At 72.1% G+C, this 16931-nt stretch carries 14 protein-coding genes, 1 other RNA gene and 1 pseudogene; 11 read left to right on the top strand and 5 right to left on the bottom strand.

What is annotated here, in order from left to right:
• Position 1 precedes the first annotated feature (1 nt).
• Positions 2-463 (bottom strand): low molecular weight protein-tyrosine-phosphatase, encoded by a 462-nt coding sequence (locus tag AB0M82_RS13635; protein WP_364721119.1) that lies wholly within the window; start codon positions 461-463, stop codon positions 2-4.
• Positions 464-807: 344 nt separating this feature from the next.
• Between AB0M82_RS13635 and AB0M82_RS13630 the strand changes: the two genes are divergently transcribed.
• From AB0M82_RS13630 to AB0M82_RS13615, 4 genes and pseudogenes are all read left to right on the top strand, one after another.
• On the top strand, positions 808-1638 hold the full coding sequence (locus AB0M82_RS13630) for a Nif3-like dinuclear metal center hexameric protein (protein ID WP_364721117.1): 831 nt from the start codon (positions 808-810) through the stop codon (positions 1636-1638).
• A gap of 10 nt (positions 1639-1648) precedes the next feature.
• On the top strand, positions 1649-2386 hold the full coding sequence (locus AB0M82_RS13625) for a C4-type zinc ribbon domain-containing protein (protein ID WP_364721114.1): 738 nt from the start codon (positions 1649-1651) through the stop codon (positions 2384-2386).
• Between the two features lie 77 nt (positions 2387-2463).
• Positions 2464-3636, top strand: a pseudogene (locus AB0M82_RS13620) (bifunctional RNase H/acid phosphatase); the annotation flags it as partial.
• 197 nt (positions 3637-3833) lie between these two features.
• Complete coding sequence (locus AB0M82_RS13615; protein WP_364721111.1) at positions 3834-5573, top strand: hypothetical protein; 1740 nt, start codon at positions 3834-3836, stop codon at positions 5571-5573.
• A 109-nt stretch (positions 5574-5682) separates the two neighbouring features.
• Here the strand turns inward: AB0M82_RS13615 and AB0M82_RS13610 are convergent, their stop codons facing one another.
• From AB0M82_RS13610 to AB0M82_RS13595, 4 genes are all read right to left on the bottom strand, one after another.
• Entirely contained in the window at positions 5683-6924 is a 1242-nt protein-coding gene (locus AB0M82_RS13610; RefSeq protein WP_364721109.1) for an SLC13 family permease, read from the bottom strand.
• A gap of 505 nt (positions 6925-7429) precedes the next feature.
• Positions 7430-10219, bottom strand: a complete 2790-nt coding sequence (locus AB0M82_RS13605; RefSeq protein WP_364721106.1) for an AAA family ATPase — start codon at positions 10217-10219, stop codon at positions 7430-7432.
• A gap of 31 nt (positions 10220-10250) precedes the next feature.
• Positions 10251-10733, bottom strand: coding sequence for a hypothetical protein (locus AB0M82_RS13600; protein WP_364721104.1), 483 nt, complete (start codon positions 10731-10733; stop codon positions 10251-10253).
• Positions 10730-11308 carry a sigma-70 family RNA polymerase sigma factor gene (locus AB0M82_RS13595; RefSeq protein ID WP_364721102.1) on the bottom strand — a complete coding sequence of 193 codons (579 nt, stop codon included), beginning with the start codon at positions 11306-11308 and terminating at the stop codon, positions 10730-10732. The genes AB0M82_RS13600 and AB0M82_RS13595 overlap by 4 nt, the downstream gene beginning before the upstream one ends.
• A 247-nt stretch (positions 11309-11555) precedes the next feature.
• Here AB0M82_RS13595 and AB0M82_RS13590 point away from each other — a divergent pair, with 247 nt between their 5' ends.
• From AB0M82_RS13590 to AB0M82_RS13560, 7 genes are all read left to right on the top strand, one after another.
• Positions 11556-12224, top strand: coding sequence for a DUF4142 domain-containing protein (locus tag AB0M82_RS13590; RefSeq protein ID WP_364721099.1), 669 nt, complete (start codon positions 11556-11558; stop codon positions 12222-12224).
• Between the two features lie 8 nt (positions 12225-12232).
• Complete coding sequence (locus tag AB0M82_RS13585) at positions 12233-13042, top strand: ferredoxin (RefSeq protein ID WP_364721097.1); 810 nt, start codon at positions 12233-12235, stop codon at positions 13040-13042.
• Entirely contained in the window at positions 13039-14280 is a 1242-nt protein-coding gene (locus tag AB0M82_RS13580; RefSeq protein ID WP_364721094.1) for an FAD/NAD(P)-binding oxidoreductase, read from the top strand. Before AB0M82_RS13585 ends, AB0M82_RS13580 begins: the two co-directional genes overlap by 4 nt.
• Positions 14281-14299: 19 nt before the next feature.
• Positions 14300-14695, top strand: an RNA gene (gene rnpB / locus AB0M82_RS13575) — RNase P RNA component class A.
• A 112-nt stretch (positions 14696-14807) separates the two neighbouring features.
• Positions 14808-15662 carry a hypothetical protein gene (locus tag AB0M82_RS13570; protein ID WP_364721092.1) on the top strand — a complete coding sequence of 285 codons (855 nt, stop codon included), beginning with the start codon at positions 14808-14810 and terminating at the stop codon, positions 15660-15662.
• A 453-nt stretch (positions 15663-16115) separates the two neighbouring features.
• Positions 16116-16382: a hypothetical protein gene (locus AB0M82_RS13565; protein WP_364721090.1), complete on the top strand. Its 267-nt coding sequence runs from the start codon at positions 16116-16118 to the stop codon at positions 16380-16382.
• A gap of 12 nt (positions 16383-16394) precedes the next feature.
• Positions 16395-16931 (top strand): hypothetical protein, encoded by a 537-nt coding sequence (locus tag AB0M82_RS13560; protein WP_364721087.1) that lies wholly within the window; start codon positions 16395-16397, stop codon positions 16929-16931.

Genomic DNA, 16931 nt, shown 5'->3' with positions numbered 1-16931 from the left:
GTCAGGACCGGGTGCGGACCCACTCCAGCAACCCGGGCACCGCGCGTTCGATCATGGCGAGGACGTCTTCGAAGCCCTCGTCGCCGCCGTAGTACGGATCCGGGACCTCGGCGCCCTCGGGCGCCGACGGGTCGAACGACCGCAGCAGCCGCACCTTCGCCGGGTCGCCGACGCGCGAACGCAGGAAGTCCGCGTGCCCGGAGTCCGCCGCGAGCAGGAGGTCGGCGGCCAGGTCCTCGTCCGACACCTCGGACGCGACGTGCGTGGCCGGGTAGCCGTGCGCCTTCAGCGTCGCGCGGGCGCGCTTGTCGGCGGGCTCCCCGACGTGCCACGGGCCGGTGCCCGCGCTCGTCACCCGGACGGCGTCGCCGAGACCCGCGTCGCCGAGCCGGGCGCGGAACACCAGCTCGGCCATCGGGGAGCGGCAGATGTTGCCGGAGCAGACGAAGACGATGTGGGTCACGTCGCGAGCGTAACGGCCGGGTTCACCTGGTCACCCGCCCGCTCGGCGGTACCAGCGGCCCGTGACCGGCACCTAGCGTCGAGCTCGCGAGGACGCGAACCGAAAGGAGAGCGATCATGCACGGGTGCTGCTCGAAGTGCACTGGCCAGGGCTGCGGCTGCTGCGGCAACTGCAACTGACGCTCACCCGGCGCTCGCGGCGGCGACGATCCGACGCCGCCGGGGGCGCCCCCAGCGGGCCGGACAGGTCACCGGGGAGAGCAGGGACCCGGCGAGGCCCACCGTCACCGTGACGAGCCAGGGCCGAAGGCGCGTGATCGGAAATCTCCATGCGAGGATCGCCGGGTGTCCGCGCACTCCGAAATCTCCGAAGTCATCGCCGTGCTGGAACGGGCGTACCCGCCCGCGCTCGCCGAGTCGTGGGACGCCGTCGGCCTCGTCTGCGGCGATCCCGCCGAACCCGTCACGCGGGTGCTCTTCTGCGTCGACCCCGTCGCCGAGACCGTCGACGAAGCCGCCGAACTCGGCGCCCAGCTGATCGTCGCGCACCACCCGCTGCTGCTGCGCGGGGTGCACGGCGTGCCCGCCGACACCGCCAAGGGCGCGCTGGTGCACCGGATGATCCGCGACGGCATCGCCCTCTACTGCGCGCACACCAACGCCGACTCCGCCGACCCCGGTGTCTCCGACGCGCTGGCCGCGGCGATCGGGCTGCGCGTGACCGGCCCGCTGGCGCCGAACGCCGACGGGGTCACCGGCATCGGCCGGCTCGGCGAACTGCCCGCCGCCGAGCCGTTCGCGACGTTCGTCCAGCGCGTCGCCGACGCCCTGCCGCCGACCGTGCCGGGGGTGCTCGGGGCGGGCGCCGCGGACCGCCCGATCCGCACCGTCGCGGTGTCCGGCGGCGCCGGGGACTCGTACCTGGCGCAGGCCACCGCGGCCGGCGTCGACGCCTACGTCACCGCCGACCTGCGGCATCACCCCGCCGGCGAGCACCTGGCGAACCCGGACGCGGTGCCCGCGCTGGTCGGGCTGACCCACTGGGCCAGCGAATGGCCCTGGTGCGGGCAAGCCTCGGCGGTCGTGGCGCGGGAGTTTGCGGGTAACGTCGACGTTCACGTCTCCACGCGGTGCACCGACCCGTGGAACGTCCGCGCCGAGCGCAAATCGAATTAAGAGGAGCACAGTGAAGGCCGAACCCGCCGTGCAGCGCCAGTTGCTCGAGCTCGCCAAGGTGGACGCCGAACTTTCGCGCACCGCGCACCGCCGCCGCACCCTGCCCGAACTGGCCGAGATCGACGCGGGGGAGAAGGCCGCCCGCGAGCGCCGCGACGCGCTCGTGTCGGTGGAGACCGCCGCCTCCGACCTCGACCGCGAGATCGCCCGCCAGGAGAAGGAGATCGAGTCGGTGCGCGCCCGCGAGGACCGCGACCGCAAGCTCCTCGCGTCCGGGTCGGTGAACTCCAAGCAGATGACCGACATCGAGCACGAACTGCAGAGCCTGCAGCGCCGGCAGAGCGCGCTGGAGGACGACCTGCTGGAGCTGATGGAGCAGCGCGAGGCACTGGGCCTGGACGCGCAGCGCACCGGCGCGGAGGTCGACAAGGCCGAGGCTCAGGTCGCCGCCGCGATCGTCCGCCGCGACGACGCGTTCAAGGACCTCGACACCACCCGCGCACGCCGCGACGAAGACCGCGCGAAGCTGCTGCCGCGCTTCCCGGAGCCGCTGCTCAAGCTGTACGAGCGGGTCCGCGAGCACAAGGGGATCGGGGCCGCGCTGCTGCGCGCCCGCCGCTGCGGCGCCTGCCAGCTGGAGCTGGACCGCAACACGGTCAACGAGATCAAGGGCGCGCCCGAGGACGAGGTCATCCAGTGCGAGAACTGCGGCGCGATCCTGGTCCGGACCCTGGAGTCGGGCCTGTGAGCTCGCACGGTGTTGTCGGGGGTGCAACCCCCGGACCCCGCCCGGGGGGCTCCGCCCCCGCGGACCCCCCAACGCATGTTGTTGTCGAAGCCGACGGAGGCTCCCGGGGCAACCCGGGCCCGGCCGGCTACGGCGCGGTGGTCAAGGACCCCGCCACCGGCGAGGTCCTGGCCGAGCGCAAGGAAAGCCTCGGCGTGGTCACCAACAACGTCGCCGAGTACCGCGGGCTGATCGCCGGCCTGGCCGCCGCGGCCGAGGTCGGTGCGTCCACTGTGGACGTACGGATGGACTCGAAGCTCGTGGTGGAGCAGATGTCCGGGCGCTGGAAGATCAAGCACCCCGACATGCAGCCGCTCGCCGAGCGGGCCAAGGAGCTGGCCGCCGGCTTCTCCCGCGTCAGGTACGAGTGGATCCCGCGTGCGCAGAACTCGCACGCCGACCGGCTGGCCAACGAGGCCATGGACGCGGCCGCCGGGAAGCCCGTCGCCGCGGCAGCGGAATCCGGGGCTTCGCCCCGGGCCGGGGGCTCCGCCACCCGCACCCCCGGAGAACCGGTTCGGCCGCGGCTGCCGACCCGGAAGCCGGACCGCGCGACGGTGGCCTGGACCGGCGCGACCGGCACCCCGACCCGGCTGCTCCTGCTGCGCCACGGCCAGACCGAGATGTCGGCGCTGCGGCGCTACTCCGGCCGCGGCGACGTCCCGCTCACCGAACTGGGCCGCGCGCAGGCCGCGGCGGCGGCGAAGCGGCTGGCCGCGACCGACGGCCTGGTCGTCGACGGCGAGGCTGTCCCGATCATCTCTTCGCCGCTCACCCGCACGAAGCAGACCGCGCAGGCGGTCGCCGACGCGCTCGGTGGCCGCGTCGAGACCCACCCCGGCCTCATCGAGACCGACTTCGGCGACTGGGAGGGGCTGACGTTCGCCGAAGCGGCCGACCGCGACGCCGAACTGCACCGCTCGTGGCTCGGCGACAGCTCGGTCCCGCCGCCCGGCGGGGAGAGCTTCGACGTCGTGCACCGGCGCGTCCGCAAGGCCCGTGACGAGCTGATCGCCGAGCACGGCGGCCGGACGCTGGTGCTGGTCAGCCACGTGACGCCGATCAAGACGCTGCTCCGGATGGGGCTCGACGCCGGGCCGCAGCTGCTGTTCCGGCTGCACCTCGATCTGGCGTCGCTGTCGATCGTCGAGTTCTACCCGGACGGGAACGCGTCGGTCCGCCTCGTGAACGACACCTCGCACCTGTCCTGACCGGGCTGAGAAATTCAGGGAAGTGTGGGGTGGATCACGCTCGATGCCGACGCGTGGCCGACCCCTCATGGGGTATTGGCTAGAGTGTCTCGACCGCGACGCCGCGGCGGCGGGCCCGGCCTCGGGTCCACTTCATGGGGCGCCAGCTCGTGCGCATCCCACCGGCAGAGGCCTGCGGGCGGAACAGTGACGAGGACATGACGGCTAGCGCACTCACCGAGACCTCCCCCAGCGACCTCCCCGAGGACCCCGCGGCCACCACGACCGCGCGGGGCTGGGCCGCGCGGCTGGCGCCGGTGCTGGCCGTGCTCGCCGGCGTCGCGGCGGTCGCCGTCCACGCCGCCCGCTACGGCCACTGGATCGTCGACGACGCGGCCATCACGTTCTCCTACGCCCGCAGCTTCGCCGACGGCCTCGGCCCGGTGCTGCAGCCGGGCGCCCCGCCGGTCGAGGGCTTCTCGGACCCGACGTGGATGGTGCTGCTCGGCCTCGGCAAGCTCGTCGGCCTCTTCGACCACGGCCTGCTGTTCGGCATCCCGGACTACGTGCTGTTCCCGAAGGCGCTGGGCCTGCTGTTCACCGGCGGCGTCCTGACGGCGTGCCACGTCGCCGCGAAGCAGATCTTCCCCCGCTTCGCCTGGCTGGCCACGCTGGTCGCCGGCCTGACACTGGCGACCATCCCGTCCTTCGTCATCTGGGTCGTGTCCGGCCTGGAGAACTCACTGTTCGCGTTCGTGGTCGTCACGCTGGGTGTGACGCTGTTCGTCTCGGTGAAGCGCGACAAGCTGCTGACGCCGAAGGTCGCGCTGTGGTCCGGCGTGCTCGTCGCGCTCGCCGCGCTGACCCGGCCGGAAGGGCTGATCTACGCGGGCGCGTACCCGCTCGCGGCGCTGTTCCTGCTGCGCTCGGGACTGTTCTGGAAGAGCTTCCGTCTGGCGCTGCTGTCGGTGGCGGCGTTCGCCGTGCCGTTCGGCGCGTACGTCGTCTGGCGCCACGCCGAGTTCGGCCGGCTGCTGGCCAACCCGTCGGTGGCGAAGCAGCAGGGCCTGCCGGGGCTGGCCGCCTTGGAGCGGCCGCTCGAACTCGTGAAGTACGCGGGCTGGGCCGGGGTGGTCGTGCTGGCCCTGGTGATCGCGTTCGCGCTGGTCAAGGCGCCGTGGCGGCGTCCGCTGATCGCGCTGCTGGTGCCGCTCGGGCTGGGGATCGTCGCGTACGGCGTGATGGTCGAAGACTGGATGTACCAGCACCGGTTCGCCAGCCCGATCTGGGCGCTGGCGGTCATCGCGGGCACCCTCTCGGCCGGTGAGCTGCTCAAGCACCGCCGGGCGCTGCTGCGCGTGGGCGTCGTCGTCGTGCTCGTGGGCGCGTTCGTCCCGTCGGCCATCGGGTTCGCCCAGGCCGCGGACAAGTTCGCGAACAACCCCAACATCACGGCGTGCCTGGTGGCCGACCGCTTCGGCCGCGGCTTCAACACCTACGCCGACATCCTCGGCCTGCGGAAGGCGTCGCTGCTGCTGCCCGACCTCGGCGGCTCGTCGATGACCAGCCGGCTCGAGCTGGTCGACATGGCGGGCCTGGTCAACAAGCCGATCGCCGACCTGGTGCACGACAACGACCAGGCGGGCCTGCGCGACTACGTGTTCGACACGGTGAAGCCGACGTTCATCCACTCGTGGGGCCCATGGGCGGCGGGCAACGGCATCGCGCTGGACCCGCGCCTCGACCGCGACTACGTGCTGATCTACAGCTCCCCGATCGAGGGCCTTCGCAACGGCGACTGGGTCCGCAGGGACGTGGCCACCGACCCGGCCAAGCTCAAGGCGGCGCAGGACTACGCGGCGAAGACGATCCCGGAGGTGGCGGCGGACCGCTTCGGCGGCCCCCTGGACGACTGCGGCCCGACGATGCACCCGGGCCAGACGATCACGATGCCGTAACTCGCGTGATCGGCCACGTAACCGGCGTGATCAGAGCCGTAACTCGCGAGTTCCGGTTCTGATCACGCGAGATCCGGGCCTGATCACGCCAGTTACGGGTTTCGCGGCGTCAGGTGGCCAGGGTGAGGCTCAGCCAGAGGGCGAGCGTCGCCGCGGCCAGGCACAACGGGGTCGTGATCGCGCCCAGCGCGTGGAACGTCCTCGCCGACGGGTGCTGCGGGAGGGTCCGGCGCCACAGGAGCGTCGCCAGTGAGCCGAGGTAGGTCGCGTTCGGGCCGATGTTCACCCCCAGCAACACCGCCAGCAGCACCCCCGGCGCGGGGTGCGGGCCCAGCACCGACAACAGGATCAGCGTCGCCGGGAGGTTGTTGACCACGTTGGCGAGCAACGCCGCCACCCCGGCCGCCACCAGGAGGTCCACCAGGCCCGTCGACGTCGGCAGGACCTGACGCAGCACGCCGCCGAGAACGTGCTCCGACACCCCCTCCACCACCACCGCCAGGCCCAGCACGAACAGGCACAGTTGCGGCGCCGCCTCGCTGACCAGCTGCCACGGCCGGATCGTGCCCACCGCCAGCGCGCGCACCCCGAGGATCAACGCGGCCAGCGCCGCGATCCACACCGGCTCGACGTGGCCGAGCTGGCCCACCGCGAAGCCTGCCAGCGTCAATCCCAGGATGACCAGCGCGAACGTCGGCGTCTCCAGGTGCTGCCGCGGTTCGGCGGTCTCCCGCGGCCGCAGATCCGCAGCGAAGAACCGCAGGAACACCACCAGCTCGATGCCGATCGTGACCAGCCACGGCAACGCCATCAACGCCGTGAACCCGGCGAACGTCAGCCCCGACGCGGCGAAGGCCAGCAGGTTCGTCAGGTTCGACACGGGCAGCAGCGTCGACGCCGAGTTGGCCAGGTGCGCGCACGCGTAGACGTGCGGCCGGGCCGGCATCTCGAGGCTCGCCGCGGTCGCGAGCACCACGGGAGTGAGCAGCACGACCGTGGCGTCCAGGCTGAGGACCGCGGTCACCCCGGCCGCCGCGGCGAAGGTCAGCACCAGCAGCCGGCGCGGCTTGCCGTGGCACGCCTCGGCGAGCCGGTTGCCGAGCCAGCTGAACACGCCGTCCACACTGGCCAAAAAGGACAAGAGGAGAATCGCGGCCAGAAAGCCCAGTGTCGGGAGGATTTCCACGGCCCGGTGCCCGGCCGCGGCGGGCCGCACCAGGCCCAGCAGGAGCGCGAGACCCGCCGCCGGCACCGCGGCGACCGCTTCCGGCCAGCCACGCGGGCGGACGATCGCGAAGACCAGCACCGCGGCCAGCAGCGCGAGGCTGCCCGCAGCCGCCCAGAAGTTCACTCGCGCACGCTAACCGACGGCCTCGGACGCACCAGCCGCCAGGGGCGCCCCCCGTCTTCCACTTTACCGGCGGGCACCGACAATTCCGCCGAGCGCCCGGTTCTGTCGGTGCTTCCGGGTAGCGTGGAAACCGGGGGCTGCTCATCCCGGTGTCCGAAGTGGACCTAGCTGCCGCGCGTCCGAGGTTCGTTGACAGGGTCAGGGGTTGCGCCCCAATGTGGCGCTGGTTGCGTCTGACGCACCGAACGCCACTTTGGGTGCGCTGGACGCAACCAACGCCACATTGGGTGCGCTGGACGCACCGAACGCCACTTTGGGTGCGCTGGACGCAACCAACGCCACATTGGGTGCGCTGGACGCACCGAACGCCACTTTGGGTGCGTTGGACGCAACCAACGCCACATTGGGTGCGCTGGACGCACCGAACGCCACTTTGGGTGCGTTGGACGCACCGAACGCCACATTGGGGCGCTCGGCCCGAACGTCGAACAACGCGCGACGCCAGCTAGCTGCCGCGCTGCGACTTCGCCAGCGCGCCACCGAGTTCCGCGCGGCCCGGGATGCCGAGCTTGCGGTACGCGCCGGACAGGTGCAGCTCGACCGTCCGCCGGGTGAGGTGCAGCGCCGTGGCGATCTCGCGGTTGGTCAGGCCCTGCGCGGCCATCACGGCGATGCGGTTCTCCTGCCGCGTCAACCCGTACTCGTTCTCCTTGGCCGGGGTCAGCGCGCGCCGTGCCGACCGCAGCTCCTCCGCCGCGCGGCGGGCCAGCGGCCGCGCGCCGCAGTGCTCACTCAGCTCGACGGCCTGCCGCAGCGTCTCGATGGCCTTTTCGGACTGGCCGTGCCGCGCCTGCAGCGTGCCGAGCTCGGTCAGCGCCGTCGCCAGCTGCAGGCGGGCCGGCGACTCCCGCAGCGTCGAGATCGCCTTGCTCAGCGCCCGTTCGGCTTCGTCGTCCTCCCGGACCAGCCCGAGCGTGGTGAGCGCCGTGCCCAGCGGCCGCGCCGCGCCCCAGCGGGCCGCGGCGTTGATGTCCTCTTCGGCCAGCCGGGCCGCGTCGTCGGCCTGGCCGAGGGCCAGCGCGGCGCGGGCGGCGTGCGCGCGCCACGGCACGAACCCCGGGAACCGCATGCCGTGGTGCGCGAGCCGTCGGCCGCAGCTGAGCAGGTCCTCGAAGCCGAAGCGGGTGTACCCGGTGGCGACGCGCAGGCGGCCCCGCGCGTACAGCAGGTAGGTGTGGGTGAACAGGCCCTGGCTGGCGACGAAGTCCATCCGGTCCAGCAGCGACGTCGCCGCCTCGAACCGGCCCAGGTCCACCCAGCACTCGACGAGCTTCGCCGCGCACAGCACGCCGACCGGGCAGGTCGTCGTCCCGCCGCGCTCGTCGAACCGGCGCAGCAGCGACTCGAAGTGCACGCTGGCCCGCTGGAGGTCGCCGCTGGCCTGCAGCGCGATGCCGCGGGCCAGGGTGGGCAGCGCGCCGTGCGGCACGTGCACGTCCCACGGCTCGCGCTCGACGTCGAGGACCCGGCACAGCCGGTCGACGTGCACCGGCTCGTCCGCGAGCACCGCGGTGGCCAGCGTGAAGAAGTAGTGCTGTTCGAAGAGTTCGCCGTCGTCGCCGGTCAGCGCGTCCGCGAAGTGCCCGAGCGCCTCCTGCGCCGAGTCGCCGCTGCGGACGGCGTCGAGCGCCAGCAGCGCCGAGCGGCTCCGCTGGGCCGCCGGGTCGGTCAGCGGCGCCCACTGCTCCTCGAAGTCGCGGAACTCCGGGGGCGGGCCGAGCCTGCTGCCCGCCTCGGCGAGGTAGGTCATGCACAGCAGCGGCCAGACGGCCTCCGGCCCACCGGCGTCCAGCCGCGCCGCGATCTGGCCCGCCGCGCTGATCCCGAGCCGGGCGTCCTGCCCGCCGCAGAGGGTCAGCAGCATGACGGTGGCGATGAACGCGGCCGTCTCGCGGTTGCTGATGGTGTCGACGGCCTCTCGCACCCGCTTCGCCGCGGCGGGCGGGTCGACCTGGAACTCCGCGTGGGCCAGCTGCAGCAGCACGGCCATCCGGCGCCCGGACGTCAACCGCTCCTCCAGCGCCCGCCGCAGGTGCCGCGCGGCCAGCTCGGGCTGTCCGGAGAACACCGCGTTGCGCGCGCTCTGCCGCAGCACGTCCACGCCCCACGGGATCCGGATCGACGTGGCGTCCAGCAGGTGGTCGGCGACGCGCTCGGCCGGCGCGCCCGCCTCCGACAGGAGCTTCGCCGCCCGCGCGTGGCTGACCGCCCGCGTCGTCTGCGGCATGTCCTTCAGCAGGGAGTTGCGGACGAACGAGTACGTCAGCGTCGGCCGGTTGCTGTTGTTGAGCACGTGCAGCCGGACCATGGTGTCGATCGCCTGCAGCGCGTCGAGCTCGTCGACGCCGGCGAGCTGGGCCAGCAGGTCGAAACCGGCGTCCTCGCCGAGGATCGCGGCCGCGTTCAGGATCGCCGGCGCGTGCGGGAACTCCTGCATCCGCGTGTGGAGCACCTGCCCGACCAGCGACGAGCCGAGCTCGTGCGGGTCCGCGCCGGGCAGCAGCCGCGGGCGCAGCGCCTGCAGCAGGTACGGGTTGCCGCCGGTCGCCTCGCGGCAGGCGGAGGCGAGCTCGCCGGGGGCGAGCCCGAGGATCTCTGCCGCGGCGGCGTCGCCGAGGCCGTTCAGCGTGATGGTGGCCGGTGTGGAGCCCGCCATCTCCAGCAGGGCCACCTCGCTGTGCGGGGGGTGGCCGGTCTGGGACGTGAGGACGATCATCACCGGCAGGTCGAGCACGCGGTTGCGGAGGTAGGCCAGGCACCGCATGGACCAGACGTCGGCGAGGTGCACGTTGTCGATGCCGAGGAAGAGCGGACCTTGCCCGGCCGCGTCGCGGACGATCCGGTAGAAGCGTTCGAGAGCTTCGCCCTCGCCGGCCGGTCCGCACGGCTCGGCGGGGTGCGGTGTGCGCGGGCGCGCGGGGCCCGAGTTCTCCAGCGCGTCCGCCAGCTGACGCACGACCCCGCCGGCCAGGTGGCTCTCCAGTCGCGACCCGGTGGCGACCGCGACGACGAAGCCCGCGTCGGCGGCCAGTGCCGCGGCGGTGTGCAGCGTGGCGCTCTTGCCCATGCCGTACTCGCCTGCCAGCACCGCGCTGGCGGCCGTGCCGCCGAGAGCGACGGGGAAAAGGCTGGTCAGGTGGTTGAGCTCGGGCTCGCGGCCGGGGAGCCGCGGGGCGGGACGCTTCGGTACCGAAGCCCCGCTGACGGGGTGCTCGGGATTTACTTCGGTATCCACCGTAAGGACTTTCATGTTGGGTTCGGGCAGACTACTTGAAACCGGCCCGCCACGGGAGATCCCGAAGCTTGGCGCCGGTACCGGCCACGACCTGAGCAGGGGAGACGATGGACGCAGTGGATGCGAACCGGGTCCTCGTGGTGGCCGGCCGGGCCGCGCTCAGGGCCGTCACGGCCATGCCGAGCACGAGCAGCAGGAGCGGGCCGGCCGCCGAGCCCCGACTGCCCCGCACCGCGCAGGACTTCCGGCGCCGCACCGCGCCCTTGCCAGGCGGCGGCGGGTAGCTCTCGGAGGGCCCAGGGCCCGCCTCCTGACCGGGATCCGGGGTCAGGCCCCACGGGAGATAGCCGAGCTGCGACGCCTGCGTCAGCGCGCCGGTCACCGAGCGGAACTCGGCGACCAGCACCCGGCAGTGGGCGCAGCCGCTCAAGTGGGCTTCGAACGCCCCCGGATCATCGAGGACGCCGAGCCCGTAGGCCGCGGCGTCCCGATGCGGCGGGTGCCACTCCCTCATTGCACCGTCACTTCCCCGAGCGCCTTCCGCAATTGCCGCATCGCCGTGTACAAGCGCGATTTGACGGTTCCTTCGGGAATTCCAAGAATTGTCGCCGCCTGCCGAACTGTGTTTCCGGCGAGGTAGGTCTGCGAGATGACGGACTGATATTTCTCGTCCAGTTCCAACAATGCCTGGGTAATCGTTAGCGCGGCTAACGAGCTGTCCGTGCGGTCGGCGGTCTGGGCGGTTTCCGGGAGTTCCAGGGCGACCTCCTGCGGGCGGACCCGGCGATTCCGCCAGCCGTCGATGACGATCCGGCGGGCCACTGTGAGCAGCCAGCCGCGCAGCATTCCGGGCTCGCGCTCGAGCGTGTCGGAGTGCTGCCACGCGCGGATCATGGTCTCCTGCACCACATCCTCGGTCCACTGACGATCATGGTTGGTCAGTGCCAACACCTGGCTGAACAGGGTGGCGCGGAAGTCCTTGTACAGCAATGGGACGAGGTCGTCCGGCGGAGTAGGGCCGACGTCGAGGGCGGTGGCGGACGAGGCGTAGCCGACGTGGCCGCTACTGGCTCTGCCCAATACTTCCATAAAGCTCGCAACCTCACCTGACTGGCGGACCGTGGGGCCATCGGAGCGTAGCGCAAAACGACTTAATAGGCCATATGCATTAGTTTCCGTGCTCAATTAGTGGCGGCGGCCACGGCAGCTTCTCTTGAGTGGTTCAAAATGTGTCATGTGATGTACGTCACAGTCACTAAAAGGTGACGACGAGAACCGGATCATGCCTGTTCTCCGTAACCCCCGGTGAGGACTCCTTCGCGAAGGGACAACGGGGATGCCGCTCCGATTCGTGGCGCTGCTGGCCGCCACGACCGCGCTCGTGCTCGGCTGCGCCCTGCCGGCATCCGCCGGCGAACTGCAGCAGAGTGACCGCACCCTGCTGACCCGGCTGAAACAGCACACGCTGTGGGCCGTGCCGTCGAGCAGGCTCGCCGCCGAGCGGGCCACCAACCGGCGCGTCCGCGCGGTCGCCGGCCGCATCGCCGACGACCAGGCCCGCCTCGACGTCGCCCTGCGCGCGGTCGCCGACCGGCTCGCCATCACCCTGCCCGGCGAACCCACCGACCAGGAACGCGTCTGGGCCGACGACATCGCCGCGGACTCCGGCGACGAGTTCGACCGCGCCTACGTCAACCGGCTCCGCGCCGAGTACGGCACCCTCTTCGGCCTCGCCTCCGACGTCCGCGCGGGCACCCGCGACGACGACGTCCGCGCCTTCGCCCAGACCGCCGTCGACACCGCCCTCGGGCACCTGACGCTCCTCGAGAGCACCGGCCTCGCCGAGACCACGTCCCTGCTCGTCTCCGCCACCGAGGACAACACGCTCGGCGTCGGCGACTTCGTCGTCGGCGCCGTCCTCGTGGCCGTCGCCACCGTCGCCACGTTCGGCCTGCTCCGCCTGCTCGGAACCCCCGGCAGGACCCAGCCGCGCACCCGGAGGTAAGCCGCCCCATGTCCCCCTCAGCCGCGCTGATGCCGGTGTCGCCCCACGACACCGGCATCGCCGAGGTCGCCGCCCTGTCCGGCCGCCTCACCTATCTCTGCATGTGCCTCACGCTGTGCTGGGGCGTCCTCGCCGCCACCGGCTGGGTGCGCCGGTTCAGCGGCCAGGACGCGCTGCGCACCGGGCACGTCCTGCTCGCCGCGTTCACCCTCGCCACCGGCACCCTGCACGGGCTGGCCTTCCTCTTCCTCGAAGACGACCCGTTCGGCGTCACCGACCTGCTCGTCCCCTTCTACAACGGCACCCCGCGGCACGCGCTCGGCATCGCCGGCCTCGAACTCGTGATCGCCGTGTCCGTCACCGCCGGCCTGCGCCGCGCCCGCGAAGGCCGCTGGCTCCGCTTCCACCAGGCCGGCTACCTCGCCATCGGCCTGCTCGCCGTGCACGCCTGGCTCGGCGCCGTCGCCGACGGCCACCTCGCCGTCGTCTGGCTCGCCGGGATCACCGTGCTCGTCCCGCCGGTCCTCCTGTCCGTCCTGCGGGTGCTGCCCGCCCCGGTCCTCGCCCGTGCCGGGCTGATCGCCGCCTCACCCGCCGACCAAAGCCCCGAACCGGCCACGCTCCGAGTCGACGTCGACAGCCAACGCTGCCATGCCTACGGCGTCTGCCAGTCCGAAGCGCCCCAGGTCTTCCAGCTCGGCCAAGACGGGCAGCTCGAGTACGAGAAACGGCCCGAAGCCCAGGAAGTCCCGAACGTGCGGGCCGCCGCCCGCGCCTGCCCGATGAGAGCCATCCACCTGTTGGGAGCCACCCGATGAGCGAACGCATCGTGATCGCCGGAGCCGGCCTCGCCGGCCTGCGCGCCGCCGAACGGCTGCGCGAACTCGGGTTCGACGGCGAACTCGTCGTCCTCGGCGCCGAACCCGGCATCGCCTACCACCGCCCGGCGCTGTCCAAGCAGCTCCTCACCGGCGGGGTCAGCCGCGCGGACACCCTCCTCGCCGACCCCCTCGAAGTCGACGCCGAATGGCGGTTCGACACCCCCGTCACGGCGCTGTCGCCCAACCGGCAGATCGTCCACCTCCGCGACGAGGAACTCCGCTACGACGGCCTCATCATCGCCACCGGCGTCGAACCCCGCCGCATGCCCGGCGCCCCCCACGGCCACCCGCGGATCGTCGTCGTCCGCACCCTTTCCGACACCATCGCCCTTCAGCGCGCCCTCGCCACCAACCCCGGCCCGGTCGCCGTCATCGGCGACGGCTTCATCGGCTGCGAAGTCGCCTCCAGCCTCCGCGAGATGGACCGCGACGTCGTCCTCATCGGCCGCGGCCGCCCCCTCCTCGCCGACGTCCTCGGCCCCGACATCGGCGAATGGCTCACCGCGCTCCACACCGCCCGCGGCGTCCGCCTCGAACTCGGCACCACCATCCGCCGCTGGCGCCCCGCACCCACCACCGTCGGCCTCGAGTTCACCGACGGCCGCGCCATCGAAGTCGCCTGCGTCGTCGTCGCCGTCGGCAGCGTGCCCGCCGTCTCCTGGCTCCGCGGCGCCAAGCTCCCCCTCGACGACGGCGTCGTCTGCGGCCCCACCTGCCACGTCGTCGGCTCGTCCACCATCGTCGCCGCCGGCGACGTCGCCCGCTGGCCCAACCTCCGCTACGACCCCACACCCCAGCGCGACGAACACTGGCTCAACGCCGTCGAAATGAGCCGCGCCGCCGCCCAGAACCTCCTCACCGGCCCCCACGGCGCGCCGGCCTACACCCCGGTGCCCCGCTACTGGTCCGAACAACACGGTGTCCGCATCCAGGTCGCCGGCCGCCCCGGCCTCGCCACCGACACCGTCCTCCTCGAATCACCCGTTCCCGGCACCCGCCCCATCACCGGCTTCGTCCGCCAAGGGAAACTCGTCGGCCTCATCGGCCTCGACAGCCCCGCCGCCGTCCTCCACTGGACGGCCGAGCTCGCCCGCCAGCACCCCGCACCCGCGCAGCACCAGCCCCCGGCGCCCGTCCACCCCCGCCACCACAGCGAGGCGGTGGCGGGCTACTGAGCTACCATCCAGCTGCGGACGAGCTGGCAGGGCGGTCGCGAGCCGGGGCGACCCGGCCCGAGGAAAGTCCGGACTCCGCAGGGCAGGGTGGTTGCTAACGGCAACCCGGGGTGACCCGCGGGAAAGTGCCACAGAGAACAGACCGCCTCCGTTTCCGGACGGGGGTAAGGGTGAAACGGTGGTGTAAGAGACCACCAGCGTCCCGGGTGACCGGGACGGCTAGGTAAACCCCACCCGGAGCAAGGTCAAGAGGGAGCTTCCGAGCTCCTGCGCAGGCGTTCGAGGACGGCCCGTCCGAGCCTGCGGGTAGGCCGCTGGAGCCTGCCGGCAACGGCAGGCCGAGATGGATGATCGCCGCCCCGCGAGCCGCAAGGCGACCGGGGAACAGGATCCGGCTTACATGCCAGCTCGTCCGTCTCTTCACGACCGGGTACCGCCCTCCGGGTACGCGAGCCGACCCTTCCGGTACGCCTGGCTGCGCCGGTGTGTGGTTCCGCCTGGTGGTTACTCGGGGGTAGGGTGGCTGGATGGCGGGCGATGAGAAGCGGTTCAAGACGGCCTTTGATTCCTTGCATGCCCTCGTGTACTTCGTGCCCGAGGTCGATGCCGCCCTCACCGGGGTCGGTTTGCGGCCTGGGCGGATGCCGTACTTCGCCGGGCGGGCCGCCGCCATGGGGGCGGTCGGCCCCGAGGTCGTGGCCGCCACCTTCTACAACTTCAACCCCGAAGTCGTCGCCCGCGTCATTCCGCGGGCCTGGACCCTGGCGACGCCCGAGCAGGTGCTCGAGGCGCGGCTCGACGGTGTCGACAAAGCGCTGACCCGGCTTCTCGGGGAGCACGTCAAGAGCGATGACGTCGCCGAGGCCGCCGAGCTCGCCCGCGAAGCCGCCGCGGGCTGTACGGGGGAGGGGCGGCCGCTTTACGCCGCCCATGCCGGGCTCGGGTGGCCGGGGGAGCCGCACCTTGTTCTCTGGCACGCCATCACTCTGCTCCGCGAGTACCGCGGTGACGGCCACATCGCGGCCCTCGTGCTCAACGGCCTGAGCGGGATCGAAGCTCTGATCAGCCACCACGCCACCGGGCGCGGGTTCGTCACCGCCGCCGCCAAGCTCACCCGCGGCTGGAGCGACGAACAGTGGGAGGCCGCCGAAGCCGGCCTCCGCGACCGCGGGCTCCTCGACGACGGCGGCGCGCTCACCGAAGAAGGCATCGCCGTCCGCGACCGGATCGAGGTGGCCACCGAGAGCGCCGCCCGCGGGCCGTGGAACCGCCTCGGGGCCGAAAAGACCGCCCGGCTCGAGGAGCTGTGCCGGGGCCTCAGCGCCCGCGTCGTCGAGGCGGGCGCCTATCCCGCCGGGGTGTTCACCCAAGGACGGCCATGAGAACCAAGATCACGCTATGTAGTGAAAAACTGGTGGGATTCTGAGCGCCCTGTGACGGACAGCCCGGCCGTCCAAGATCGACATGGGTGTGGACCGGCCGAGGAGGCGTCACAGAGCGGACTCGTGCGACAGAGCCGTTCGTGTCATGTCACACTGTTCAAGGCCGCACAACGGCCACACGGCAAGTACTTACAGTGAGCAAATTCCGGGCATTGGGGTGAGTTCGTCAGCACACTGAGAAGTATGGGTGGCCGGGCTTTAACCCGAGGACCCTTGCCGCGATGATGGTGGGCGTGGAGATTACGGGTGCCTGGCGTGCCAGACCGGTTGAGGAGCACAGCCGGTATTTACGCAGCGCGCTTTGACGATTACCCCTCGTAGCCCCCATGATGTGTTCGAAGCACCGCCTGAGCCAGAACCGCGCGGCCCCCACCGCGCACCGGGAGTATCGCGATGACGACCTTGACCACCCTCGACACGCTGGCCGCCGGCGAGCTGGGCACGGGAAACGTGCGCACCTGGCTGATTGACAACGTCATCCCCCTGGTGTTGCTGGCCGTAGCCCTCCTCCTGCTGTGGCTGGGCGGCGGCAAGGGCGACAACGCCGGTGTCATGCGCCGGCTCGCCGGCGTGGTCATCGCGCTCGCCATCATCGGGCTCGCGGTCAGCGGCGCCGGCGTCAACGTGGGCCAGTGGATCGCCGGCCTGTTCACCGGCTGAGGCGGGAGCCGCGTGCGCATCAGGACGGATGACGAGGTCTACCGGGTCGACGCCGTGTGGCTCGGCCCACCGAAAGCGACTTTTCCCTGGAGAGCCAGGTACGTCGCCTGGCTCATCGGCATCCCGACGTTCTTCGTCGTGCTCGGCGTCGAACGCTGGGCGGGGTGGAGCTTCGGGTTCTTCTCGACGGCGTGGGGGTTCATCGCCACCATCGCGATCACCCGGCTGCTCACGGCCAAGATCAGCCACGAGCGCCCGCTCGGCACCGTGGTCGCGATGGCGGGCCGCGAGCTCAACACCCCGAGAAAGCGCACCACGGGCACGGGCGGCGCCGTCAGCGCCAGCCGCGTCCGGGTGCGGGCGACCCGCCCGGTGCCGAAGCACCGCCGGCGGCGGCAGTACCGGCACCACGGCGGGCCGCCGGGTGCCGGGTCCGTCACCACCGCCTCGGCGGAGGCGCACCGCGCCACTGCGCTGGCTCAAGGGTTGGTCCAGGGAACACCACGAGCGCGTCGGGGCCGCAGCAGTGCGGCCCGGGCCGGGAGGTAG

The sequence above is a fragment of the Amycolatopsis sp. NPDC051128 genome (genome assembly GCF_040682715.1).
Classification (GTDB): Bacteria; Actinomycetota; Actinomycetes; order Mycobacteriales; family Pseudonocardiaceae; genus Amycolatopsis.
This window is presented reverse-complemented; position numbering and strand designations above follow the sequence as displayed.